The sequence below is a fragment of the Pseudomonas sp. FSL W7-0098 genome (assembly GCF_005930585.1).
GTDB classification, from domain to species: Bacteria; Pseudomonadota; Gammaproteobacteria; order Pseudomonadales; family Pseudomonadaceae; genus Aquipseudomonas; species Aquipseudomonas bubulae.
Genome location: NZ_RXHW01000011.1, coordinates 138,919 through 163,290, shown reverse-complemented (window position 1 = coordinate 163,290; position 24,372 = coordinate 138,919). Strand labels below are relative to the sequence as shown.

At 59.8% G+C, this 24,372-nt stretch carries 18 protein-coding genes; 16 read left to right on the top strand and 2 right to left on the bottom strand.

Annotated features, from left to right (window positions below; all coding sequences use genetic code 11):
- Nucleotides 1-7 precede the first annotated feature (7 nt).
- From FHL07_RS19800 to FHL07_RS19750, 11 genes are all read left to right on the top strand, one after another.
- Nucleotides 8-1,144, top strand: a complete 1,137-nt coding sequence (locus FHL07_RS19800) for a phosphoribosyltransferase domain-containing protein (RefSeq protein WP_095020647.1) — start codon at nt 8-10, stop codon at nt 1,142-1,144.
- Nucleotides 1,134-1,892, top strand: a complete 759-nt coding sequence (locus tag FHL07_RS19795; protein ID WP_095031907.1) for a trehalose phosphatase — start codon at nt 1,134-1,136, stop codon at nt 1,890-1,892. The genes FHL07_RS19800 and FHL07_RS19795 overlap by 11 nt, the downstream gene beginning before the upstream one ends.
- On the top strand, nt 1,885-2,979 hold the full coding sequence (locus FHL07_RS19790; RefSeq protein ID WP_130872471.1) for a cysteine protease StiP family protein: 1,095 nt from the start codon (nt 1,885-1,887) through the stop codon (nt 2,977-2,979). The genes FHL07_RS19795 and FHL07_RS19790 overlap by 8 nt, the downstream gene beginning before the upstream one ends.
- Nucleotides 2,979-3,938: an HpcH/HpaI aldolase/citrate lyase family protein gene (locus FHL07_RS19785; RefSeq protein ID WP_095020649.1), complete on the top strand. Its 960-nt coding sequence runs from the start codon at nt 2,979-2,981 to the stop codon at nt 3,936-3,938. Before FHL07_RS19790 ends, FHL07_RS19785 begins: the two co-directional genes overlap by 1 nt.
- The gene (locus FHL07_RS19780) at nt 3,935-4,612 is read left to right on the top strand and encodes an HAD-IB family hydrolase (RefSeq protein ID WP_138738823.1); all 678 of its coding nucleotides are present in this window, start codon (nt 3,935-3,937) and stop codon (nt 4,610-4,612) included. Before FHL07_RS19785 ends, FHL07_RS19780 begins: the two co-directional genes overlap by 4 nt.
- Nucleotides 4,613-4,685: 73 nt before the next feature.
- Complete coding sequence (locus tag FHL07_RS19775; protein WP_095002486.1) at nt 4,686-5,276, top strand: TerD family protein; 591 nt, start codon at nt 4,686-4,688, stop codon at nt 5,274-5,276.
- Nucleotides 5,273-6,484 carry a TerD family protein gene (locus FHL07_RS19770; RefSeq protein ID WP_138738822.1) on the top strand — a complete coding sequence of 404 codons (1,212 nt, stop codon included), beginning with the start codon at nt 5,273-5,275 and terminating at the stop codon, nt 6,482-6,484. The genes FHL07_RS19775 and FHL07_RS19770 overlap by 4 nt, the downstream gene beginning before the upstream one ends.
- Nucleotides 6,485-6,550: 66 nt before the next feature.
- Complete coding sequence (locus FHL07_RS19765) at nt 6,551-7,000, top strand: tellurite resistance TerB family protein (RefSeq protein ID WP_095002488.1); 450 nt, start codon at nt 6,551-6,553, stop codon at nt 6,998-7,000.
- A gap of 7 nt (nt 7,001-7,007) precedes the next feature.
- Nucleotides 7,008-8,054, top strand: a complete 1,047-nt coding sequence (locus FHL07_RS19760) for a TerC/Alx family metal homeostasis membrane protein (protein ID WP_016783513.1) — start codon at nt 7,008-7,010, stop codon at nt 8,052-8,054.
- Between the two features lie 26 nt (nt 8,055-8,080).
- Nucleotides 8,081-8,656 (top strand): TerD family protein, encoded by a 576-nt coding sequence (locus tag FHL07_RS19755; RefSeq protein WP_016783512.1) that lies wholly within the window; start codon nt 8,081-8,083, stop codon nt 8,654-8,656.
- A 39-nt stretch (nt 8,657-8,695) separates the two neighbouring features.
- Nucleotides 8,696-9,274, top strand: coding sequence for a TerD family protein (locus FHL07_RS19750; RefSeq protein ID WP_095002490.1), 579 nt, complete (start codon nt 8,696-8,698; stop codon nt 9,272-9,274).
- Nucleotides 9,275-9,489: 215 nt separating this feature from the next.
- Here FHL07_RS19750 and FHL07_RS19745 read toward each other — a convergent pair whose 3' ends face one another.
- A complete protein-coding gene (locus FHL07_RS19745; RefSeq protein ID WP_138738821.1) occupies nt 9,490-12,459 on the bottom strand; it encodes an autotransporter outer membrane beta-barrel domain-containing protein in 2,970 nt (989 codons plus the stop codon).
- A 182-nt stretch (nt 12,460-12,641) separates the two neighbouring features.
- On the opposite strand from FHL07_RS19745, the gene FHL07_RS19740 reads away from it, so the two are divergent.
- From FHL07_RS19740 to garD, 5 genes are all read left to right on the top strand, one after another.
- Nucleotides 12,642-17,354 (top strand): AAA domain-containing protein, encoded by a 4,713-nt coding sequence (locus tag FHL07_RS19740; protein ID WP_138738820.1) that lies wholly within the window; start codon nt 12,642-12,644, stop codon nt 17,352-17,354.
- Nucleotides 17,355-17,617: 263 nt separating this feature from the next.
- Complete coding sequence (locus tag FHL07_RS19735; protein WP_095002585.1) at nt 17,618-18,367, top strand: FadR/GntR family transcriptional regulator; 750 nt, start codon at nt 17,618-17,620, stop codon at nt 18,365-18,367.
- Nucleotides 18,368-18,721: 354 nt separating this feature from the next.
- Nucleotides 18,722-19,633: a 5-dehydro-4-deoxyglucarate dehydratase gene (kdgD, locus tag FHL07_RS19730; RefSeq protein WP_095002493.1), complete on the top strand. Its 912-nt coding sequence runs from the start codon at nt 18,722-18,724 to the stop codon at nt 19,631-19,633.
- Nucleotides 19,634-19,783: 150 nt separating this feature from the next.
- Nucleotides 19,784-21,139, top strand: a complete 1,356-nt coding sequence (locus tag FHL07_RS19725) for an MFS transporter (protein WP_138738819.1) — start codon at nt 19,784-19,786, stop codon at nt 21,137-21,139.
- A gap of 11 nt (nt 21,140-21,150) precedes the next feature.
- Nucleotides 21,151-22,704, top strand: coding sequence for a galactarate dehydratase (gene garD, locus FHL07_RS19720; RefSeq protein ID WP_095025637.1), 1,554 nt, complete (start codon nt 21,151-21,153; stop codon nt 22,702-22,704).
- Between the two features lie 115 nt (nt 22,705-22,819).
- Here garD and FHL07_RS19715 read toward each other — a convergent pair whose 3' ends face one another.
- A complete protein-coding gene (locus tag FHL07_RS19715) occupies nt 22,820-24,220 on the bottom strand; it encodes a purple acid phosphatase family protein (RefSeq protein WP_176465004.1) in 1,401 nt (466 codons plus the stop codon).
- Between the last annotated feature and the right edge of the window lie 152 nt (nt 24,221-24,372).

The following is a 24,372-nucleotide window of genomic DNA, read 5'->3' as shown; positions in this document are numbered from 1 at the left end:
AACATCAATGAACAGCGGTAATTCCAAGACCGAACCCAAGGTATTGCATGCAAACCTCAAGCGCGGTCGTCTGGAGGTAGAGGTCAATGCATCGACCTTTGAGCCACAGGCACTTTTCGATTTTGCCGAGCGCCGAAACCCCAAGCGCGCCTTTTTATTCGTTTCCCGTGTATTGGGGCGTCATATCCCGGCACGGCCGTCACTGATGGCGGAAAGCTTCAATGCCCTGGCTGCAAAAATCCCTGCCGACCTGCCCGGCCCGGTGCTGGTTATCGGCATGGCTGAAACCGCCGTTGGCCTGGGTGCTGGCGTGCACCGCGCGCTCAGCCAGACCCGTGATGACAGCGTGTACCTGTGCAGCAGCCGCCACCCTACGGGCAGTGAACTGTTTGCCCGTTTTGAAGAAGAGCACAGCCACGCCAGCTCGCATCTGCTGCATTTGCCGCAAGACGCACACACCCGCGAGATGATGCTCAACGCCCGCTCGCTGGTGCTGGTGGACGATGAAGCCTCTACCGGCAATACCTTTATCAATCTGTCCCGGGCGCTGGCCGAAGCAGGGCTCAACTCGGTCGAGCGTATTGTCACCACGACCCTGACCGACTGGTCCCGGGACGCTGTGCGCAAGGCCATGGGCGATCATGTCAGCAGCGTCTCTTTGCTCGATGGTCGCTACACGTTCGCCGAAGATACCACCGCAGAACTCCCTCAAATGCCCGAAGTGGGCAGCGTGGCCCAGGGCGACTGGGCACTTGATGCCAGCCGTGACTGGGGGCGCATGGGCGTTCGCGAACACCTTGATACCCTGGCGCCCGATCTGCAGGTCGCCCCAGGTGAACGGGTCTTGGTGGTCGGCACCAGCGAATTTGTCTGGCGCCCGTTTCTGCTGGCCGAGCGCCTTGAGCGGGCGGGCGCCGACGTGCGCTTCAGCTCCACCAGCCGCTCGCCCATTGCCTTGGGCCATTGCATCGATCATGCATTGTCGTTCTCGGACAACTATGGCCTGGGTATCCCCAACTTTCTTTATAACGTCGCCCCCGGCCAGTTCGACCGGGTGCTGATCTGCAGCGAAACCCCGGCAGCTGCGGTCGATCCGGCGCTGGTTAGCGCGTTGAATGCGCAGGTAATCGTTGATGAGCAGTAATCGTCCTCTGGTGTTCGTTGATCTGGACGACACCCTGTTTCAAACCGCCCGCAAAATGGGTGATGAGCCACGCTTTGCCGCCACCCTGGATGTGGACGGCCAGCCCAACGGCTTTATGAGCGCAACACAAAAGAGCTTTGTGGAATGGCTGCTGGCCACCAGCGATGTCGTCCCCGTAACTGCGCGCAGCATCGAGGCCTATCAACGTGTGCAATTGCCGTTCGTCCACGGCGCGGTGTGTGCCCACGGCGGCGTGATTCTCAAGCCTGACGGCTCGCTGGACCCGGTCTGGCATGCGCGCATGTGCGAGGAGCTGGCCCTTGAGCAAACCCGGTTGCATCAACTGAGCGAGCAAACCCTGGCCATTGGTGCCGAACTTGGCTTTTCGTTGCGTGGCTGGGTGGTTGAAGAGCAGGGCCTGGCCAATTACGTGGTCACCAAGCACAACAACGAAACCGACGAAGCGCTGCTCGTCGTATTGGCCGAGGTCAGGGCGCGCGGGTTGCTCGATGGCCTGTATGTACACGGCAATGGCAACAACCTGGCGTTTCTGCCCATCACCCTGCAAAAGCGTGAAGCGGTACGTGAGTGGATCCGCCGCGATCAGGCGATCAACGGCAAGCGCCCGTTGCTGGGCTTCGGTGACAGTGTGTCGGACCTGGGCTTTATGGCCGAGTGCGACTGGTGGGGCACGCCCAAACGCGGGCAGTTGGCCGCTCATGTGCTGGCGAGCGTCGACCATGAGTAATGCTTTCGCAGGCCTGGAAACCGTCGGTAGTGGCAGCTATGACGCCGATGACGTGCACTTTTTACTGCGCGCCCTGCAGATTGAAGTCACCGACGTGCAGGAAAAAGAGCGGCTGATCCAGACCCGGCAACGCCATTACTCCGAGATGATCAGCCAGGAACATGCGCCGTCCGACACCCATAAAAGCCTTTACCAGCGTGCCCTGATGCAAAATGGCGCGCGCATGGCGGCCGATGTGCAGGCGCTGGCGCTGGCCTTGAATGAGCGCTACAACGGCCCCTCGATTGCGCTGGTGTCCTTTGTGCGCGCCGGTTTACCGCTGGGTGTACTGCTGCGCCGGGCGCTGCTTGATCTGGGGCGCGAGGCTGCGCATTACGGCATCAGCATTATTCGTGACCGTGGAATCGACAACGTCGCACTCGAAGCTATCATCAAGAGCCACGGTGCCGAAAACATCGTGTTTGTCGATGGCTGGACCGGCAAGGGCGCGATCAGCGGCCAGATCCGCGAAAGCCTGGCGGGAGACTCGCGTTTCCCGGCAGACCCACGCCTGGTGGTGTTGGCGGACCCTTGTGGCCGCGCGTGGCTGGCGGCGTCCGCTGAAGACTGGCTGATCCCCTCGGGCATTCTGGGGGCTACGGTTTCCGGGCTGGTTTCTCGTTCCATCTGGCCGCAAACCCCGGGCCTGCATGGTTGCGTGGTGTATGACCATTTGGCGGAACACGACGTGACCATGAGTTTTATCCACAGCATCGAAACCGAGCGGGCACAGCTTGCCCCGTTGCCCGCTGCGCAACCCTGGACACTGGATCAGGCCGCAGCCTTGCAACACTCGGCGGTAGCTGCGGTCGAACGTATCTCGACGCGGTTTGCGGTGACCAACCCCAACCGGGTCAAACCGGGTATCGCCGAGGCCACCCGCGCCGTGATGCGCCGGGTACCGGACCACGTGCTGGTGCGCAACCTTGACGATCAGGACGTGCAACTGCTGTTGCACCTGACGCGCCAGGCCAATATCGAGGTCCAGGAAGTCGGTGATGAACTGGGGCCGTATCGCGCGGTGACCGTAATCAGGAGTGTTCGCTGATGATCAAGCATTCAGCCTATGCCTTGGGCGCCACACTTTATATGCCGGCCACCCGTCCCGATATTCTGGATGTGGTGCTGGGCGAGAAGATCCAGGGTTTACGCTCGCTGGTGGTGTGCCTGGAAGACGCCGTGGCCGAAATCGACGTGCAGCAGGGGCTGAACAACCTCAAGAACCTGCTGTTGGGCATCGAGGCGCGTGGCGGCCGTCCGTCGAGCGGGCCGATCCTGTTTGTGCGCCCGCGTGATGCGGCAATGGCAGCGGTGCTTAATGATTGGTCGCTGATGCGCCATGTCGACGGTTTTGTGGTGCCCAAACTCAGCCTGGGCAATATCCGCGAGTGGCAGCAGGCGGTGACCCGCGACGACCTGATGCTGATGCCCACTCTGGAAACCCCGGAAGTCTTTGTGCCCAATGCCATGGTAGAGCTGCGCAGCGCCATGCTGGAGCTGTTGCCTGAGCGCATTATTGCCCTGCGCATCGGTGGCAACGACCTGATGGGCTGCCTGGGTTTGCGTCGTCCACAAACCATGACCCTGTACAGCACGCCCATGAGCTATGTGATTCCCATGTTGTGCGGGATCATGGGCTCGGCAGGTTTTGCCCTGACCGCACCGGTGTTCGAGCAGCTCAATACGCCACACGTGCTGGATCAGGAACTGGCGCTGGATATGGCTCACGGGCTTGTAGGGAAAACTGCGATTCACCCGTCACAAATTGCAGTTATCCACAGGGCGTTGCAAGTCAGCCTTGAAGATCTCAACAGCGCACGCCAAATATTGAGTGAGGCGGCGCCTGCGGTGTTCAAGTTCAACGACGCCATGTGCGAGCCTGCGACCCATTACAAATGGGCGCAAACAATTATTGAACGGGCACATTGGCAAGGGGTTCGCCCTGAAGTCGCCTGCCCGACAGACACTTTTGGAGGCAGCCTGAGATTGGCTGAATTAGTGGGTTGAACGACGTTTTGAATACATCGGACAAAGGCAACAAGCAGGTTCTGTCAGCGTTCGACTTCGATGGCACACTGACCTATCACGACAGCTTTGTGCCGTTTTTGCGCTTTGCCTTTGGCAATCGCCTGTTCGCGATGCGCCTGTTGCGGATGATTCCGGCCACGGCGTGCTACCTGCTGGGCAGGATTTCTCGCAATGATTTGAAAGAGAAACTGATTGCGGTCTACCTGACCGGCGCCAAAGAGGCCTGGGTAAAGGAGCGCGCTGAAGCATTTTGTGACGTTTCCTGGCAGCGTCTGATGCGGCCTTTGGGCTTAACATCCGTCGCCAACCAGATTGAGCAGGGCGCCAAGGTAACAATTTGCTCGGCGTCCCCTGAACTGGTGCTCACACCTTTTGCCAAAAAACTCGGTATCGGCTTGATCGGTACACGGCTGGCCTCAGTCGATGGCGTGCTGACCGGAGATATCGAGGGCGCCAACTGTCGCTGTGAACAAAAAGTCATTCGGCTGGAGGCGCAATACGGGCCTCTGGACCAATACACACTGCGTGCCTGGGGTGACACCCGGGGCGATGAACAGATGCTCGGAGCCGCTCAAGAGCCGCATTGGCGTGAATTTCACGCATTGTGGCGTCGCAAGCGGCCACTTGACGTGTGCTTGCGCGAGGAGCTGTAAGCCAGGCGCAAGCAAAGCATGTCAATAATCAGTAATTACCTATCGTGCTTCAGTGCAGACAAGGAGACGTTTCATGGCCATTTCGCTGTCCAAGAATCAAACCATCTCTCTCGAGAAAGAAGCGGGAGCCGGTCTCAAGAAAATTCGCATGGGCCTGGGCTGGGATCCGGTCAAGCCCAGCGGTTTTTTCGCCAAGCTGCTGAGCAGTGATACCGCCATCGACCTGGATGCTTCGTGCATCCTGCTCGACAGTGCCAAACAACCGCTGGACCTGGTGTGGTTTCGCCAGCTCAAGTCCAAAGACGGCTCCATCGTGCACTCCGGCGACAACCGCACGGGTGAGGGCGATGGCGACGACGAGTCGATCCAGGTCAACCTGGAGCAGCTGCCGGCCGGGGTCAAGCACCTGGTGTTTACCGTGAACTCGTTTACCGGGCAAAATTTCGAAGCGGTAGAAAACGCCTACTGCCGTATCGTTGACGAGCTGACCGGCAAAGAGCTGGCGCGCTTCAACCTGTCGGACAAGGGCCGTCACACCGGCGTGGTCATGGCATACATCAGCCGCACATCGGCGGGCTGGGACCTGACCGCCATCGGCACCGTGGCCAATGGCCGTACCGCCCAGGATCTGGCCACTGACGCAGCCCAGGCGGTGCGCTCATGACCACATTGACCCCGGGCGCCAACACCGGCGTTGCCAGCGGTACCCTGAGCGTCACCGTCAGCTATACACCGGTGACCGGCGCGGACCTGGACGTTTCTGCGTTTTTGCTCAATGAGTCGGGCAAGGTGCGTGGCGACAACGACATGTGCTTCTTCGGCCAGCAAAGCGTCAATAATGGCGCGGTCAAGCTGGTGGAATCGGCTGCAGGTCGCAGTGTGTTCAGCGTCAATCTGGACGCCATTGATCAGGCCATCGAAAAAGTCGCCCTCACCGCAACCATCTATGAGAACAAGGCCCGTTTCGACGCCTTCCCGCAGTTGACCGTAACGGTGAGCGGCGGCATCGAAGCACCGATTCCGACCCAGGGCATGCAGGAAACCGCGTTGATCCTCGGCGAGTTCTATCGTCGTCAGGGCGTGTGGAAGTTCCGCTGCGTAGCACAGGGCTTTGCCGGTGGCCTTGCGCCCTTGGCCGAGCACTTTGGGGTTGATATTGCGGCTCCTGCTCCTGCTCCTGCTCCTGCTGCAGCGCCGACGCCACCTCCAGCGCCTCCAGCACCAGCACCAGCACCGGCACCGGCAGCGAAGATCAATCTGTCGAAGATCACCCTGGACAAGCAGCGTCCGTCCATCAGCCTTGAGAAAAAGGACGGTGACTTCGGCGAGATCAAGATCAACCTCAACTGGAACCGTACCAACCCCAACGCCGGGGGCGGCGGCTTCTTTGCTTCGCTGCGCGGCAAGTCGGGCGGGATCGACCTGGACGTGGGCTGCCTGTACGAAATGGAGAACGGCCGCAAAGGCGCGGTACAGGCCCTGGGCAATGCCTTCGGTGATTTCCGTGACGAGCCGTTTATCCAGTTGATGGGCGACGACCGCACCGGCTCGGTAAGTGACGGCGAGTGGTTGCGCATCAATGGCAAGGAGTGGCGCAAGATGCGTCGCGTGCTGGTTTACGCGTTCATCTACGAAGGTGCCCCGAACTGGCAGGCGACTGACGGTGTCATCACCTTGTACATCCCGGGTGAGCCGCCGATAGAAGTGCGCCTGAGCGAAGAGGGCGGGACCAAAGGCATGTGCGCCATTGCTTTGCTCGAAAACGTCGGTGGCAGTGTGAAGGTCAACCGTCGGGTTGAATTCTTCAAGGGCCACTCTGACATGGATAAAGCGTTTGGTTGGGGTATGCGCTGGGCTGCCGGCTCCAAATGAGCGCTCTGTAAGTGGCCGCCTGATGAAACAGGCGCCGTACCTGCAATTTCTGACAAGGTGACTCCAATGCTCGAATGGCTCAAAACCAACGCAAGCGCCGCCCGTGACAAGCTCTCGGCGGAAGTCAGCAAATTCAAGAACCGTGAGTTTATGGAAGCCGTGGTTTCCGGTTGCGCACTGGTGGCCGCTGCCGATGGCAATATCAGCAGTGACGAAAAACAGAAAATGGTCGGATTTATTCAAAACTCCAATGAGTTGAAGGTCTTTGACGTCAAGGACGTGATCAAAGCTTTCAACGCCGTGTGTGAAAAGTTTGAATTTGACCAGCAGATCGGTCGCGCTGAAGCGCTGAAATCTATCGGTCAGCTACGTAAAAAAGAAGATGCCGCCCGCCTGCTGGTGCGTGTTTGCTGCGCAATCGGTAGCGCCGACGGCAACTTCGATGAAAGTGAGCGGGCTGCCTGCCGCACTATCTGCAATGAGCTGGGGCTGAACCCTGGCGATTTTGATCTCTGAGGACATCATGGAAAACACGGCAATTGGCTTTCCGCCAACTACCATCGCTGTATTTGTGGCTCTGGCGGTCATTGCTCTGGCAATCGACCTGTTTACCCACAAAAGCGATAAACCGGTCTCGCTGACCAACGCCGCCGTCTGGTCGGTGTTCTGGGTGGTGATCTCGCTCATGTTTGCGGGCTACCTGTATGTGGCCCACGGCCCAAGTGTGGCCAGCCTGTTCGTTACCGGTTATGCGCTGGAGAAAGTACTCAGCGTCGACAACCTGTTCGTGTTCATGGCGATCTTTGCCTGGTTCAAGATCCCGGACGCATTGCGTCACCGGGTTCTGTACTGGGGCATCATCGGCGCCATTGTGTTCCGCCTGATTTTCGTGGCGATCGGTACTGGCCTGCTGGCGTTTGGCCCTTGGGTCGAAGTGCTGTTTGCCGTGGTCGTGGCCTGGACCGCAGTGATGATGTTGCGCAGCAAGGAAGAGGATGAGGAGGAGGATTACTCCAAGCACATCGCCTACCGTTTTGCGAAAAAACTGTTCCCGGTGTGGCCGAAGCTGCACGGGCATAATTTCTTTGTTTCACGTACAGAGCTTGAAAAAGAGATCACGAAGCCGCAGAACAAGGGAATGACCCTTGTAGGCAAGGGCGCTCTTTTTGCTACCCCACTGTTTTTGTGTGTGGTGGTGGTTGAGGTTTCAGACATTCTGTTTGCCTTCGACTCCGTACCGGCAGTGATTGCCGTGAGCCGTGAACCCTTGATCGTGTACTCGGCCATGATGTTCGCCATTCTGGGTCTGCGGACCATGTACTTCGTTCTCGAAGCGCTGAAACGCTACCTGGTGCACCTGGAAAAAGCGGTTATCGCCCTGCTGTTCTTTATCGCCGGCAAGCTGGCCCTGAACGCAACCGATCACCTGTTTGGCCATGGTTATGAAATTGATCCAAACACCAGTCTGATTGTGGTGTTGGTGGTCTTGGCTATCGGTATCGTGGCCAGCATCATCTTTCCCGGTAAGGAAGAAGAGCAATCCGACGTTAACAACGACACGAAAGCTTGATCGCACATTACTAAGGAGAATTACACATGGCACTTTCCCTTTCCAAAGGCGGCAACCTGTCTCTGTCCAAAGAAGCCCCCGGGATGACCAAAGTCCTCGTGGGTCTGGGCTGGGATGCTCGCTCCACCGATGGTCAAGACTTCGACCTGGATGCGAGCGCTTTCTTGCTCAAGGCTGACGGTAAAGTACGCGCTGACTCCGATTTCATTTTTTACAACCAGCTCAAAAGCGTGGACGGCTCGGTTGAACACACGGGCGACAACCGTACCGGTGAAGGCGACGGTGATGACGAGGCGATCAAGGTCGACCTGTCCAAAGTACCCGCTGACATCGACCGGATCGCGTTTACCGTGACCATTCACGAAGCTGACGCTCGCCGTCAAAACTTCGGTCAGGTGCGCAATGCTTTCATCCGCATTGTGAACCAGGACAACAACAGTGAAGTGGCGCGTTATGACCTGGCAGAAGACGCCAGCACCGAAACCGCGATGATCTTTGCCGAGCTGTATCGCAATGGCGCCGAGTGGAAGTTCCGCGCTGTGGGCCAGGGCTTTGCTGGCGGTCTCAAGCCATTGGCGGAAAGCTACGGCCTGAAGTTTTAATCTGCACCCCATCAACTTTTCATATAAGGGTTCACGAACATGGCAGTAAGTCTGAGTAAAGGCGGCAACGTCTCCCTGACCAAAGAAGCACCTGGCCTGACCGAAGTGGTTGTAGGCCTGGGTTGGGACCCGCGGGTTACTGACGGTCAGGAGTTCGACCTGGACGCCTCGGTGTTTATCGTTGGTGAGAACGGCAAAGTGCTGAACGACGGCAGCTTTGTGTTCTACAACAACAAGACTTCGCCCGACGGCAACGTTGTGCACCAGGGCGACAACCGCTCGGGCGCCGGCGACGGTGATGATGAGCAAGTAAACGTCAACCTGTCGGGTCTGTCGCAAGAAGCCAAAAAACTGGCTTTCGCGGTGACCATTCACGAAGCGGATGGCCGCAAGCAAAACTTCGGTCAGGTATCCAACGCTTACATTCGCGTTCTGAACAAGGCTGACGGCAAGGAGCTGGCACGTTTTGACCTGAGCGAAGACGCTTCGACCGAAACCGCGATGGTGTTCGGCGAGCTGTATCGCAATGGCGAAGAGTGGAAGTTCAAGGCAATTGGTCAGGGCTTTGCCGGTGGCCTGGCGCCATTGGCTTCGAACTTTGGCGTTAACCTGGGCTAACCCCCGGCGTTAAACGAAAGGCCCTCCCCGGTATCGGGGAGGGCCTTTTTTTTGTGTATAAACACCTGTAGCAGCTGCCGAGGAACGAAGCCGTCGTGAAATCAGACACTTCGCTGCATCAGATAGATTGAACGCTCAGGTTTTACGAGGTCTTCGCCCTCGAACGCAGCCTTCGGTCCTCGGCAACTGCTACAAGTATTCCACGCACCGCTTGATCAAAACCTCATCTGCCACTGCCCCATCAGCCCGTGGTTGCGGCTGTTGCTGCCGATATCGCCGGTATAGCCCACCCCCAGGGTCTGCCTGGCAGAGACGCCAAGATCCAGCCCGGCCTCCAGCACCAGCGAGTTGCGATCCAGCGCACTGCCCTCGACATCAAAGGCCGATCCGCCCAGCACAAAGGCCTGGGTGGTTGAGCTGCCGACATCACCATAGAGGTGTTTCCAGCCAGCGCTCAGGCGGGGTGTGATGCTCATGCCGTTTTCGAGCTGGTTCAGATGCGCCAGCCGTACACCCAGGGTGCTACTGAAGTTGTCCTGGGTTTGCCGGTCAACCTGCAACGCCGCGGCACCGCCTTTTTCGGTGTAGCGGTCACGTTGATAACGCTGATAACCCAGGTTGGCATACGGCTCGGCACTCAGACGACCGCTGCCCAGGGCGTAGCCCAGTTCGGCAAAAACCTGCTGGCTGCTGGCGTGGTAGTCCCCCTTGGGCTGATCGCTGAAGCCGTTGAATATCACGCTGCGTTTGCTGTCGCCGTTATGGCCGCTATACGCCGCCCCCAGGCGCAGGGCCAGCGCACCGCTCTGGTGAATGGCATAGGCGCCCGCGTGCCAGCTGTTGACCCTGCCCTCCATGCCGGTGCTGTCCACGTCGGTTTTTGAGTAGCCGCCCAGTACACCCATGCGCCAGTCCGGGGTTAGCGCCCAGTCGGCACCCAGTACACCGCCTTTGGTACGTTGGGTCAGGTCGCTGTTGCCGTGGATTGCGTCCAGCCGGCCATAGCTGCCCAGGCCCTGCAGCCAGAGCCTGCCCCGGGCATTCGGGTCGTTGAGGTAGCGCACGCCCGGCACCAGGCCCGTGGCGGCCAGGGCAGGGGTATCACTGGCGGCACTGGCAACCTGTAGGCCACCGCCTGCGCCCAACGACTGCATGGCCGCCAGCATGCTGCTGCCCACCTGCAAAGAGGCGCCCAGTGTGGCGCTGCCCAGGCTCGCATTGCTGCTGGCGGATAGCTGCTCGATGGCGGCGCCCGCCGTCTGTGCCGAGGTGTTGAGCAGGGCGTTATACAGCGCGTTGCCGGCCTTTAGCTGGCTCAGGCCGATGGCCGCACTGTGGCCGTTGGCGCTGCTGGCATAATCGGTAAATGCTACGTCATTGCGCGCATAGGTCAGCTCGACGCTGGTGGGGGTGTAGTTGAGGGTCGGGGTGAGGAAGGCGTAATCGCTGGTGACTTTGCCAAAGGTGCCGTCGATGGCCGCTGCGTTCAGCACCCTGTACTGGCTTAGCCACGGATAGGTACCGCTACCGGCATTGATGGCCAGGGTCGAGCCATTGAGGTGGACGGTGCCGCCAACCTGCACCGGTGCGCTGCTGCCATCGGCATTGACGCCATAGGCCAGGGTCGCGCCGCTGCTCAGGGTCAAGTCATGGCTGATGGTGGCGCTGCCCAGCTGCGTGTCGGTTTGCAGCGTGCCGTTGACCTGCAGGTTGCCGACGCTGCCACCACCGGCATACATGCCACCTTCATCGACAGTGATAGCGCCGCTGATGGCTCCCAGGTTGACCAGGCGGGCGCCGCTGAACACCTCGCCGCCGTCACTGAAGTCGTTGTGGCTGGTGAGGATCCAGCTGCCGGACTTCACATCCAGCCATTCAACGTTCTGGCTATTGCCGAAGCGGCCACCGGCCGGGTCATCCAATGTCACCCGGTCGTAGCCGCTACCGCCGTCCACCAGGCCGTCGAAGCGGCTGGCGCTGCCCAGGGTCAGGTGGTCATCGCCGCCGCCGAGGTCCAGGGCCAGACCATTGCTGCCACTGATCAGACCCTTGTTGCTGACCACATCATCGAACTCTCCCACAAATCTGACGGCAAAACCGTCCAGCCCTTTGATTGTGCCGTTATTGATCAGTCGGGTGGTCGCGATCCCGGGGCCATCGCTGCCGTCATCCACCAGCACCGCATTGTTGGCGCCACTGATGAGTGCACCTGCGGCGTTGTAGAGATAACCCCCGCCAAGGGCGATACCTTCGCTGCCATTGGCAAAGCCGTTTTTATCGACGCCACCGGCGCCGGTGCCCTGAATCACCCCATAGTTTTCGATATGGGCGATCAGGTCGATATCCACGCCATCGCCGTCACCGTTGGGCTTGAGCCCGGAGTAGGCGCCGGTGATGGTGCCGTAATTGATCACGGTGCCGTTGCCGTCCGAACCAAAGCCCGAGCCGTTGCGCCCGGTGACTTCGCCGTAGTTGACCAGGGTTGCGCCCAGATCGGTGGTCATGCCGTGGCGACCACCTGAAAGGGTGCCGTGGTTGGTCACGGTCACGCCGGTTGCCGAGTCAATATCGATGCCGTCGAATTTGTTGTCGTCGGTCAGGGCATCACCCGATGAAATCTCGCCGTAGTTGAGGATTGTGGCGTTGGAACCGGTTTTCATGCCGTCACTGAATTCGCCGCGGATCAGCCCACCCTCGCGGTTGATAAGGGTGGTCTGGACACCCTCGCTGCGCAGCGAGTCGAGGTCGATGGCCTGGCCACTGCCGGTCGAGCGCACAGTGCCACTGTTGTCGATCAACACACTGCCACTGGTGAAATTGGTGTCGATTCGCAAAGCATCGTTACTGCCCTGAATCGTCGCGCCGCTGCGATTGATAATGCTGTAGTTGCGTTCACCACGGGTACTGCCGCTGGTATCGATGGCTCGCCCGCCTGTCGAGATCAAGCTGCCGGCGTTGTCGATGACGACACCTGAGCCGCGGGTGTCGTCTTTCAGAGTGACCGCCACCTTGGTGGTGGTCAGGCTGCCGCTGGGCGTCAACGTCAGGGTGTCGTTGCCATTGAGGGTCAGGCTGTCGGTGCTGGCGGTGCTGAGGAGGGCCGCTTTGGCAAACGCCACAGGGGATAAACAGCTGGTACTCAGCAGTGCAAGGGTGAGCGCAAGACGCTGGGGTGAGGCGGGCATGACGAACGACCTTTTTTGTAATAATAAGGTCGTCATGTATAGCGAACAGGTTTTACAAAATGATGTATCCGAATACCACCAGAACCTCTGTATCGTGTCGGCCATTGTAAGAAATTTCGCTTTTACTCGGCGCTTCCAGATTCTGTCGAAGTGCCCCCTTATCGAAGTGGTTCAGCTCACCCATGGAAACAGTACGTGCCCGTCTTGCCGGCCTGATTGAATTTGTTAAACAGACCGCGCTGATGCAAAAGCGGCCGGCGTTAACACTTAGCCAACACAGCGCCTTCAGTGCCAGCGAAGAAAAATTGCGGGCGTTGCCCGGGGTCAGCCTGGATCTGCACAACGGCGAGGAAGACGAAGTCTGGCTGCAGCTCGAACGTCTGCATGAGCGCAAGCCACCGGCGCCCCTCAGCCCGCTGCTGGGGTTGTGGATCGAACTCAAGGGCACGCCGCAGACCGAACCGGCACTCAAGGTCCGCCTGGCACGGGAGGTCCTGATCAACAGCACGGCGATCTCCGAGGACGAACGCTCGCGCTTGATGCCTGTAGCTCTGCAGATCGGGGAAGACGTCGCTGTCGAAGAGTGGGTCAATCTGGAAGACTGCCTGGATGCTGGCGAGATCCGTGCGCAATTCAAGTCTTACAGCCAAACGGCCTGGCGCCTGTGGGCCGCCGAGGAAAAACAGCGGCGCAAAAGCATCGAACTGTATGCCGAGCTTTTTATGCTGGTGCAACAGATGCAGGGCAACCTGGGGGATGCGCAGCTGGAACTGGTGTGGGGCCTGGGGGTTTCGACGTGGGAACATCCCGTGGTCGGTGTCATCCATTACCCGTTAATCAGCCAGTTGGTGGAGATCGCCATCAACCCCGACAGCATGGCCATTGAAGTGCGTCCGCGCGCTGCCGAGCCACGCCTGGAAGTGGATGCCTATGTGGCGGCCGATATTGCCGGTGTCGGGCCGCTGGCAACCCTGGCCAAGGATTTTTTCCAACAGGATCAGGCCGGCATCAGCCCGTTCAACGCCGCCAGCTACGAGCCGGTGATTCGTTCAGCATCGACCCTGCTCGATGCCCATGGTCAGTTTTTGCCGGTGACGCTGGCCGAGGGTGATCGATCCGTCCCCAAGGCTGCCGAGTTCTTGTGTGTCACCGATACCTGGTGCCTGTTTGCCCGCGCCCGCGACAGCAATATGTTTATTGAAGACCTGGGTCGCTTTGAAGCCGGGATCGAGGAGGCCGGTGAGCTGCCGGCGGCCTTGCGGGCCATTCTCACCGAACCGTCCAGTGTGCTGGAAGATGTGGTCCTGCCACCGTTTCGTGGTTTGTCCTACGTCAGCGGTACCCAGGGGGATGATGCGCCGGCGGCAAAAGCGCAGGAGCTGTATTTCCCCAAACCGTACAACGATGAGCAGGTGCAAATCATCCAGCTGCTGCAAGTGCACGATGGCGTTGTGGTGCAGGGCCCGCCCGGTACGGGCAAGACCCATACCATCGCCAACGTCATCAGCCATTACCTGGCCAATGGCAAGCGGGTGCTGGTGACGTCGATGAAAGACCCGGCCCTGGCGGTGCTGCAGGAAAAACTCCCGGAAGCCATACGTCCGCTGGCAATCAGTTTGTTGAGCAGTGAAGCGGACGGCATGAAGCAGTTCGAGTTCGCCATTCAAAAGATCTCAGCCGAAGTACAGCGCATCGATCGTGCGCTGTATAAGCGCGAAATCGGGCAGATTGACGACGAAATCAACACCCTTCATGGTCAGATGGCCGGCGTTGATCGTGAGATCACTCATTGGGCCGAGCGTAATCTGTCGGACCTGGAGATCGACGGTGAGCGCCTGAGCCCTACCCATGCGGCCTTGCAGGTTGCGGCGGCCCAAGATGAAATCAGCGGTTTTACCGACCGGATCGGCGTGGACGAAGCGTATCGTCCGCGCTTTACGTTGCAAGACATCATCGCCTTGCGCGAAGCCCGGCTTGAACTCAAGGACTCACTGGCCTACCTGGGCCAGAAACTGCCGCAGCTGGCTGACTTCCCGGACGCGCAGACACTGATTCAGGTGCATCAGGATCTGGCTCAGGAAAGCCAGCTGCAGCTCAAGGAAAGCACCGGCGAAGTGCCGCGCCTGCTGGATAACAGTGCCGAAACCCTGGAGCAGGCCCAGGCGCTGGTCGAGCATTTGGGCCAACTGCAAACCCTGCGCACACAGATCAGCACCTCGGCCCACAGCTGGGCCGCGCCCATGCAGGCTTGTCTGATGCGTGGTGGCAACGATGATGTGCTGGCGCTGTTTGCCAGCCTCAAGGGCGAGATCGAAGACGCGCTGGCAGGGCGCAAGGCCTTTGTGGCACGACCGGTAAGCCTGTCGTTCGAGTTGCATGCGCAACCCGAGGTGGTGGCAGCTATCGATAACCTGGCCCAGGGGCGACGCCCGTTCGGCTTGTCCGGCCTGCTTGGCAAGGGCACGCAAAAACAGTTGCTGGACACCATTGTGGTGCTGGGCAGCAAGCCGCAAAGCGACCAGGACTGGCAGCATGTGCAAGCCTTTGTGCACTTCCAGCAACACAGCCGTACCTTGCTGCTGCGCTGGAATGCGCTGGCTGCCGAAATACCCTTGCCGACGCTGGAAACCGACGCCGAGCAACTGATGGCAGCGGCCCGGGCGATCGAGCAGTTCGATGCCATTGTGCTCACCGAGCAGGGCGAAGCCCGTGCCCACCGCGAACTCAAGCAGCTGCTCCCGGACTGGGCCGAGGTTAGCCAGTTGCGCAGCAACGCACCGGTATTGGCCGAGGCCGAAAGCATCCTGCGACACTACCTGATACGCCATCGCCTGGCGGCCACCTGGGCCATCAAGGAAACCTTCAACATAGCGCTGGCCGGGTGTGGTGGCGATATCAGTGAGCAGTTGCAAGGCTTTCTGGATTTGAGCCTTGGTCAGCCTCAGGTTGATACCGCCTTACTGCAAACCCGGTGGTCCGCGCTGATGGACGAGTTGCGCCGGGTGATGGCCCTGGCCAGTGCCCTTGAGACCGTACAGCGGGTAACCGACCTGATCGCGCAAAGCGGCGGCCTGCTTTGGGCCGCCCGTTTGCGTGAAGAGCCGGTCGTCGGGGCGGTCGACGGCCTGCTCCCGGACAACTGCCTGGATGTGTGGCGCCTGAGCCGTCTGGCCCGCTACCTCGAAAGCATCGACGGACGCGAAGACCTCAAGCGATTGTTCAAGTTACGCGGTGAGCTGGAGCTGAGTCTGTCGCGTCTTTATCAGGATGCGGTGGTCAAACGAACCTGGCTGCGGCTGTCGGAAAACGCCACGCCGAGTGTCAGGGCAGCCCTTGAGCTGTACCGCACCGCAATCCGCAAGATCGGCAAGGGCACCGGCGTACGCGCCGGGCGTTATCGTCAGGATGCGCGACTGGCGGCCGATGTGGCGATCTCGGCCATCCCGTGCTGGATCATGCCGCATTACCGCATTTGCGAAAGCCTGCCCGCGCAGTACGGTGCCTTTGACCTGGTGATTATCGACGAAGCGTCGCAGTCGGATCTCAGTGCATTGCCGGCGTTGCTGCGGGCGAAAAAAGTGCTGGTGGTGGGCGATGACAAACAAGTATCGCCCGATGGTATCGGCATGGAAGAAGAGCGCGTGCAGAACATGATGGCGCGCTTTCTGGGCAATCAGGTGGGCCTGTATCGGCCCTTGATGTCGCCCGAGCGTTCGCTGTATGACCTGTTCAAAGTGGTATTTGCCAAGAGCGGCACCATGCTGCGCGAGCATTTTCGCTGTGTGGCGCCGATCATCGAATACTCCAAGCGAGAGTTCTACAACCACGAACTCAAACCGCTGCGCCTGCCGTTGATGACTGAGCGTCTTGACCCGCCGCTGGTGGATCTGCTGGTGATGGACGGGGAGAAGAAAGGCAAGTTCAACCTTGGCGAAGCCCAGGTGATCGTCGAGGAAATTCGCCGCCTGATCGCCCTGCCGCAGATCACTGGACGCAGCATCGGCGTGGTCTCGCTGCTGGGCGCCGAGCAAGCGCAAAAGATCATGCAGATGCTGACCAAGGAGCTGGGTGAAGAGGCTATTACCCAGTTCCAGATCAGCTGTGGCGATGCCCGCACGTTCCAGGGCAAGGAGCGCGACATCATGTTCCTGAGCATGGTGGCCTCTCCCGGCGATTGCTTTGCCAACAGCCGCGACTCGATAGCCCAGCGCTTCAACGTGGCCGCTTCGCGGGCACGGGATCGCATGTACCTGGTGCGCAGTGTCGAGCTGACCGACCTCAGCCCTGTGGACAGTTTGCGCCGCGGCCTGATTGAGCACTTTGAAACCCCTTTTACCCAGGATGCTGCGCAGGTCAGTGATCTGCGCGAGTTGTGCGAATCCGGCTTCGAGCAGGAGATGTACGATGAGCTGACCCAGCGTGGCTATCGGGTGATTCCGCAGGTGGGCGTTGGCGCGTATCGCATCGACATGGTGGTCGAGGGCGACAACGACAGTCGCCTGGCCATCGAATGTGACGGCGACCGCTTCCACGGCCCGGACCGCTGGGACAGCGACATGCGTCGCCAGCGTATTCTGGAGCGGGCAGGCTGGCGTTTCTGGCGTTGCTTTGCATCGGCTTTTACCCTTGATCGTCAGCAGATCATTGATGATTTGCTGGCTACCTTGAAGGCAATGAACATCGAACCTGCCAGCGGCGAAGGCGCGGCGCCGAGCATTCATGTCGAGCGACGTCAGGTATATGGCTTTGAACGCGCAGGAACAGTCACCGAGGAGGGCCGTGTGCGGGCCCATGATAACCGTCCGGCCAAAGATCCGTTTTTGTTCTGGGTACCGGACGACACATTGGCCGTGAGCGATGTCGAGGCTGAGCAGTCTTTGCCACTGACCGTCTGATGGTCGCCGGGGAACAGTAGGCGCGAACCTGCTCGCGATACCGTGACCCGGCCAGCCAGACCGCAGCGCCTGTATTACAGGCAGGCCAGCCCCTTGGGGTTTTGCGTTGTCATGTGTCAGCAGGTGATCGTACAACCACCTTGAGCTATGATGCGTCCCTACGGGGGCGCGATTTCGCAGTGTTCAGGTCGGCCAAGGCGATAGATCAGCTGCTTTAATCATCAATGCTTCCGATCCTTTTGATTTCGAGAAAAATGTTCACCATGGAAAACCACAACGACGTACCCCGCCTCCCTCGCAAGCGCCGCAGCCTGGCGCAAGAGTTGGTGACGGTGCTGTCCGAGCAGATCCGCGACGGCATGCTCAAGCGCGGCGACAAGTTGCCCACCGAGTCGGCGATCATGGAAGCCCATGGTGTTAGCCGTACGGTGGTGCGCGAGGCCATTTCCCGACTGCAGGCCGCAGGGCAAGTCGAGACGCGACACGGCATCGGCACCTTTGTGCTGGATACACCGAGCCCGAGCGGTTTTCGCATCGATCCGGCAACTGTCGTCACATTGCGCGATGTGCTGGCGATTCTTGAGTTGCGCATCAGCCTGGAGGTTGAATCTGCAGGGCTGGCGGCGCAGCGGCGCAGTGCCGAACAACTGGCCGCAATGCGCGCGGCGCTGGATGCCCTGAATGAAAACACCGCGCGTAACGGTGATGCCGTGGCCTCGGATTTTCAGTTCCATTTGCAGATTGCACTGTCGACCGGCAACCGCTACTTCACGGACATCATGACTCACCTGGGCACCAGCATTATCCCGCGAACCCGGCTCAATTCGGCGCGTCTGGCCCATGATGACCAGCAGCAGTACATGGACCGCCTGAACCGTGAACACGAAGAAATCTACCAGGCTATTGCCCGTCAGGATTCGGAAGCGGCCCGCGCTGCCATGCGCCTGCACCTGACCAACAGCCGCGAGCGCCTGCGCCATGCCCATGAAGAGGCAGAGGCGCAGCGCGGGTAGGGCGTCCTCCACCTGTGGGAGCGGGCTTGCCCGCGATCGTATCGACGCGGATGGCCTGACAGAACGCGGCGCTTGCATCGCGAACAAGCCCGCTCCCACCGGGTATTGCTGCGTAAGATGAGCTGTTCTACGACAACCTGTCACTTACCAAAAATTAAATTTCACTTTCACCACACTCCACCAAAGCCCGTACTAGACGGGCTTTTTTGTTTTTATCGAAACTGATTCGCCCCAGGGCAGCCACGATTTCAAGAAATGAGATTGACGTTCTTTTTTTAAGTTGTACGATGACGTACGACGCAACGAATCGCTAACGTATTTCTCATCACAACGTGCTCCCAGGGTGTTCGAATAATGAATCCACAAGAACTGAAGTCCATCCTCTCTTCCGGTCTGTTGTCCTTTCCGATAACCGACTTCAATGCTCAAGGTGATTTCCACCCTGAGGGTTACATCAAACGTCTGGAATGGCTGGCTCCGTACGGCGCTTCGGCCCTGTTTGCCGCTGGCGGCACGGGTGAGTTCTTCTCCCTGGCAGCCAGCGAATACTCGCAAGTGATCAAAACCGCAGTCGATACCTGCGCTACCAGCGTGCCGATCCTGGCCGGTGTCGGCGGTTCGACCCGCCAGGCCATCGAATACGCTCAAGAAGCCGAGCGCCTGGGCGCCAAAGGCCTGCTGCTGTTACCGCATTACCTGACTGAAGCCAGCCAGGACGGCGTTGCCGCCCACGTTGAGGCTGTGTGCAAGTCGGTAAACATCGGCGTGATCGTCTACAACCGCAACGTTTGCCGTCTGACCGCACCGCTGCTGGAACGTCTGGCCGAGCGCTGCCCCAACCTGATCGGCTACAAGGATGGCCTGGGCGATATCGAATTGATGGTGTCGATCCGTCGCCGCCTGGGTGATCGCTTCAGCTATCTGGGCGGCTTGCCGACGGCCGAAGTGTACGCCGCGGCCTACAAGGCACTGGGCGTTCCGGTTTACTCTTCGGCGGTGTTCAACTTTATCCCGAAAACCGCGATGGAGTTCTACCGTGCGGTGGCCCGTGACGATCACGGCACGATCGGCAAGATCATCGATGAGTTCTTCCTGCCGTACCTGGACATCCGCAACCGCAAAGCCGGCTACGCGGTCAGCATCGTCAAGGCCGGGGCCACCATTTCCGGTTACGGCGCAGGCCCGGTGCGTACCCCGCTGACCGATCTGCTGCCGGACGAGTACGAGGCGCTGGCAGCCTTGATCGACAAGCAAGGCCCGCAGTAAGCAATGACCAAGGCCGCTGAGTAATCAGCGGCTTTTTACGTAAAGGAATACGATCGGTGGCTCACGCAGCTCCCACATAAGTTCCACCCGTCAGCTACAGCCAAAACAGATTAACCCGCACATAAAAATAATCAGTGGGAGTAGTACTACATGCAAGCGACCAAGCCGACGCATGTCCGTTATTTGATTTTGCTCATGCTTTTTCTGGTGACCACGATCAATTATGCCGACCGTGCCACTATCGCCATCGCAGGTTCCAGCCTGCAAAAAGACCTCGGCATCGACGCCGTGACCCTGGGCTATATCTTCTCCGCATTTGGCTGGGCCTATGTGGCCGGGCAAATCCCCGGTGGCTGGTTGCTCGACCGGTTCGGCTCGAAAAAAATCTATGCCCTGAGCATCTTTACCTGGTCCCTGTTCACCGTGCTGCAAGGCTTTGTCGGTGAATTCGGCATGTCCACGGCCGTGGTGGCGCTCTTTATGCTGCGTTTTCTGGTGGGGTTGGCCGAAGCGCCGTCCTTTCCCGGCAACGCCCGCATCGTGGCCGCCTGGTTCCCCACCGCCGAACGTGGCACGGCCTCAGCTATTTTCAACTCGGCGCAATACTTTGCCACCGTGCTGTTTGCACCGTTGATGGGCTGGATCGTGTATTCCTACGGTTGGGAGCACGTCTTTATCGTGATGGGTGTGTTCGGCATCGTCTTCTCGGGCATCTGGCTCAAAGTGATCTACAGCCCACGTGAGCACCCGCGCATCAACGAAGCGGAGTTCAAACACATCGCCGACAACGGCGGCATGGTCGACATGGACCAGAAAGGCAAAAAGGCCGACGGCCCCAAGTGGGACTACATACGCCAACTGCTGACCAATCGCATGATGCTCGGCGTTTACCTGGGTCAGTACTGCATTAATGGCATCACTTATTTCTTTCTGACCTGGTTCCCGGTGTACCTGGTGCAGGAGCGCGGCATGACCATCCTCAAGGCCGGCTTTATTGCCTCACTGCCGGCGGTCTGCGGGTTTATCGGCGGCGTGCTGGGCGGAGTCATTTCCGATTACCTGCTGCGCAAGGGCCACTCCCTGACCTTCGCCCGCAAGGCGCCGATCATCGCCGGCCTGCTGGTATCGAGCAGTATCGTGGCCTGCAACTATGTGGACATTGAATGGATGGTGGTGGGCTTTATGGCCCTGGCCTTCTTCGGCAAGGGCGTGGGCGCACTGGGCTGGGCCGTGGTTTCCGACACCTCGCCCAAGCAGATCGCCGGCTTGAGCGGCGGTCTGTTCAATACCTTCGGTAACATCGCCTCCATCACTACCCCGATCGTCATTGGCTACATCATCAGTGCCACCGGCTCGTTCAAATGGGCGCTGGTGTTTGTCGGTTGCAACGCACTGGTGGCGGTCTTCAGCTATCTGGTGATCGTCGGCCCGATCAAGCGTGTGGTACTTAAAGAACCACCGACCAGCGACCCGAAAATCGCTGACATTTTACCTGTCCATATTTGAGGAGCGGCGTAATGACGTTGATTGAACATTCCGACTCACCGCGCTCGATCCGCCTGCACCCGCGGGATAATGTCGCGGTGGTGGTCAACGACCAGGGCGTACCGGCGGGTACTGTGTTTGCCGACGGGCTGGTGACGGTGGATTTTGTCCCCCAGAGCCACAAGGTCACGCTGGCGGCTATTGCCGAAGGTGGCGAGGTGATCCGCTACGGTCAGGTGATCGGCTATGCCCTGCAAGCCATTGCGCGGGGCAGTTGGGTCAATGAGGACCAACTGCGCATGCCCACCGCACCGCCGCTCGATAGCCTGCCACTGGCCACCGATGTTCCCGCACCGCAAATGCCACTTGAGGGCTTCACCTTCGAGGGTTATCGCAACGCCGATGGCACGGTCGGGACGCGCAATATCCTCGGCATCACCACCACCGTGCAGTGTGTGACCGGCGTGCTGGACCATGCGGTCAAGCGTATCAAGGACGAGTTGTTGCCCCGTTACCCGCATGTCGATGATGTGGTGGCCCTGACCCACAGCTACGGCTGCGGCGTAGCGATCAGCGCCACCGACGCCTATATCCCGATCCGTACCGTGCGCAACCTGGCGCGCAACCCCAACCTGGGTGGCGAAGCGCTGGTGATCAGTCTGGGCTGCGAAAAGCTCCAGGCCGGCCAGGTGATGCACGAAAACGACAGCTCAGTGGACTTGAGCGAGCCGTGGTTGTACCGCTTGCAGGACTCCAGCCACGGCTTTACCGAAATGATCGAACAGATCATGGCGCTGGCCGAAGTGCGGTTGAAAAAACTCGATCAACGTCGCCGCGAAACCGTGCCGGCGTCCGAGCTGATTTTAGGTATGCAGTGCGGTGGCAGCGATGCGTTCTCCGGCATCACTGCCAACCCGGCGTTGGGTTTTGCCTCGGACCTGCTGCTGCGGGCAGGGGCGACGGTGCTGTTTTCCGAAGTCACCGAAGTGCGCGACGCCATCTACCTGCTGACTTCCCGTGCTGCCAACGAAACCGTCGCCCGTGAACTGGTGCGTGAAATGGACTGGTACGACCGTTACCTGGCCAAGGGTGAGGCGGATCGCAGTGCCAACACCACGCCGGGGAACAAGAAAGGCGGGCTGTCGAATATTGTCGAAAAGTCCCTGGGTTCCATCGTCAAATCCGGCAGCAGCGCGATCAATGGCGTGCTGGGGCCCGGCGAACGGGTCAAGGGCAAGGGCCTGATTTTTTGTGCCACGCCTGCCAGCGATTTTGTCTGCGGTACTTTGCAACTGGCCGCCGGTATGAACCTGCACGTATTCACCACAGGTCGCGGCACGCCTTATGGGTTGGCGATGGCACCGGTGGTGAAAGTCTCGACCCGTACTGAGCTGGCCCGACGCTGGCCGGACCTGATCGATATCGACGCCGGGCGCATCGCCACCGGGCGCGCGAGTATCGAAGAGCTGGGCTGGGAGCTGTTCCATTACTACCTGGACGTGGCCAGTGGCAAACAGCACACCTGGGCCGAGCAGCACAAATTGCACAACGACATCACCCTGTTCAATCCGGCGCCGATCACCTAGAGCAGTGAGGTGCCGCCGAACCCCGTAGATACCTTCCAGTGGGAGCGAGCCTGCTCGCGAAGGTCATTCGCGAGCAGGCTCGCTCCCACAGTTGAAGTTTTCCCGTAGCAGCGGGTTACTTGGCCCTTGAGCTGCAGGCGAAGCCGTCGGGGCCAGCCGTTTGCGTGCAGGCGCGTTCGGCGGGCAGGTTTTTCACCGGCTCGCGCAAGTGGTTGCGATTTTTGCCGTCGCGCTCCAGGTCAAAGGCGTCATACAACTTGCCAGCCGCGGTGTAGCTGCGCACCTTCAGCCTTGAGTCCTGTACGTCGACCGTCTGGTACAGCTGGGTTTCTTCAGCACTGCGATCCGGTTGCTGCCGGGCCCGGTCATTGAGGCCATACATCTTCGAACCCGCCACCGAGACCATATACACCGGTCCCTGAATCTTGCCGCCGGCTTGTGCGGCTTTGGACGCAACACGGCCGGCCTCGTTGCTGACACGGCTGTAGCAGTGATCATGGCCCTGCAACACCAGATCCACCGCATAACGCTCGAACAGCGGCTTCCAGGCAGTTTTCAACGGCTCGGTATCTTCGGGGCGGGCGCAGGTGTAGACCGGCTGGTGAGTGACCACGATATTCCAGCGTGCGGGGCTGGTTTTCAGGCTCTGCTCAAGCCAGCGGGTCTGTTGATCAAGGGTGCCCATATCGAGCGCCGAGGTGCCATCAAGGACGATAAACCGCACACCCTGATAGTCGACAAAGTAGGTGGTGTCTTTGAGCCCATCAACACCGTTTTGCGGCAGGGCGAACTGGCGGCTCCAGTGCGGCCCGAGAGTGCGGGTTTCGCTGCCGTCGGGGTTGAGGCCGTCGAGGTATTCGTGGTTGCCGGCGGCCACTAGCTGGGGAATCATCCCGTAATTGAAACCACCTGCCTGGTTCCATTCGCCCCATTGATCGTCGTGTACCAGGTCTTCGCGTTGCGACACCAGGTCCCCGGCATGCACGATCAACGCGGGGTTGGCCACGCTCTGCAAGGCCTGGCGAATGCTGCGCGAGGCCAGTGACAGAATGTCGTTCTGCACATCGCCCATATAAATAAAGTTGAACGGCTTGAAACTCTTGGTCGCAGTGTGGAACTGCAACCACTCACTCCAGCCGTCGCTGCCCTTGACCCGGTACACATAGGCCGTGCCCGGCTGCAGGTCGTGCAGGCGTACCTGGTGGAACAACGCCGCGCCGTTCTCGTTGTCCAGGCTGATGCTTGTGCCCTGGACCTCATGCGCCGCCTTGGCCAGTTGCGGGCCATCGAGGGCAGGAGCCAGTTGCAGCTGGCTGGCCTGCTGGCGGGTATCGGTGCGGAATGTTACGGCCATTTCCCTGGCAGGATCGGCCCCGGGGGTCAGCACGATACGGTCGGCCAGGCCACTGGCGGCATAAGGCGCGCCGGGGGAGTGGGGCAGCGGCGTGTCGGGGGCGGCGCAAGCGCTGTTGATCACGGAAAAAAGCGCGAGGGCCAGTAATGTGGGGCGAATCATGGGGGCTCCTTGAGGGCTGAATGCCCGTCAAGGAAACAAAGCCCCATGACACCGGGATGACGGCGGGGGTCGATTTGGCTCAGTCACAAGTCGCTTTGCGCGTGGCTTGTGGCCCGCAGCGGGGTAAACGTTGAGGCGAAGGGGGTCGTTTG

Excerpts from the sequence above, each read along its gene's own strand:
- FHL07_RS19800 (WP_095020647.1), top strand. The coding sequence starts at position 8 with ATGAACAGCGGTAATTCCAAGACCGAACCCAAGGTATTGCATGCAAAC.
- FHL07_RS19795 (WP_095031907.1), top strand. The coding sequence starts at position 1,134 with ATGAGCAGTAATCGTCCTCTGGTGTTCGTTGATCTGGACGACACCCTG.
- FHL07_RS19790 (WP_130872471.1), top strand. The coding sequence starts at position 1,885 with ATGAGTAATGCTTTCGCAGGCCTGGAAACCGTCGGTAGTGGCAGCTAT.
- FHL07_RS19785 (WP_095020649.1), top strand. The coding sequence starts at position 2,979 with ATGATCAAGCATTCAGCCTATGCCTTGGGCGCCACACTTTATATGCCG.
- FHL07_RS19775 (WP_095002486.1), top strand. The coding sequence starts at position 4,686 with ATGGCCATTTCGCTGTCCAAGAATCAAACCATCTCTCTCGAGAAAGAA.
- FHL07_RS19770 (WP_138738822.1), top strand. The coding sequence starts at position 5,273 with ATGACCACATTGACCCCGGGCGCCAACACCGGCGTTGCCAGCGGTACC.
- FHL07_RS19765 (WP_095002488.1), top strand. The coding sequence starts at position 6,551 with ATGCTCGAATGGCTCAAAACCAACGCAAGCGCCGCCCGTGACAAGCTC.
- FHL07_RS19760 (WP_016783513.1), top strand. The coding sequence starts at position 7,008 with ATGGAAAACACGGCAATTGGCTTTCCGCCAACTACCATCGCTGTATTT.
- FHL07_RS19755 (WP_016783512.1), top strand. The coding sequence starts at position 8,081 with ATGGCACTTTCCCTTTCCAAAGGCGGCAACCTGTCTCTGTCCAAAGAA.
- FHL07_RS19750 (WP_095002490.1), top strand. The coding sequence starts at position 8,696 with ATGGCAGTAAGTCTGAGTAAAGGCGGCAACGTCTCCCTGACCAAAGAA.
- FHL07_RS19745 (WP_138738821.1), bottom strand. The coding sequence starts at position 12,459 with ATGCCCGCCTCACCCCAGCGTCTTGCGCTCACCCTTGCACTGCTGAGT.
- FHL07_RS19740 (WP_138738820.1), top strand. The coding sequence starts at position 12,642 with ATGGAAACAGTACGTGCCCGTCTTGCCGGCCTGATTGAATTTGTTAAA.
- FHL07_RS19735 (WP_095002585.1), top strand. The coding sequence starts at position 17,618 with ATGGAAAACCACAACGACGTACCCCGCCTCCCTCGCAAGCGCCGCAGC.
- kdgD (WP_095002493.1), top strand. The coding sequence starts at position 18,722 with ATGAATCCACAAGAACTGAAGTCCATCCTCTCTTCCGGTCTGTTGTCC.
- FHL07_RS19725 (WP_138738819.1), top strand. The coding sequence starts at position 19,784 with ATGCAAGCGACCAAGCCGACGCATGTCCGTTATTTGATTTTGCTCATG.
- garD (WP_095025637.1), top strand. The coding sequence starts at position 21,151 with ATGACGTTGATTGAACATTCCGACTCACCGCGCTCGATCCGCCTGCAC.
- FHL07_RS19715 (WP_176465004.1), bottom strand. The coding sequence starts at position 24,220 with ATGATTCGCCCCACATTACTGGCCCTCGCGCTTTTTTCCGTGATCAAC.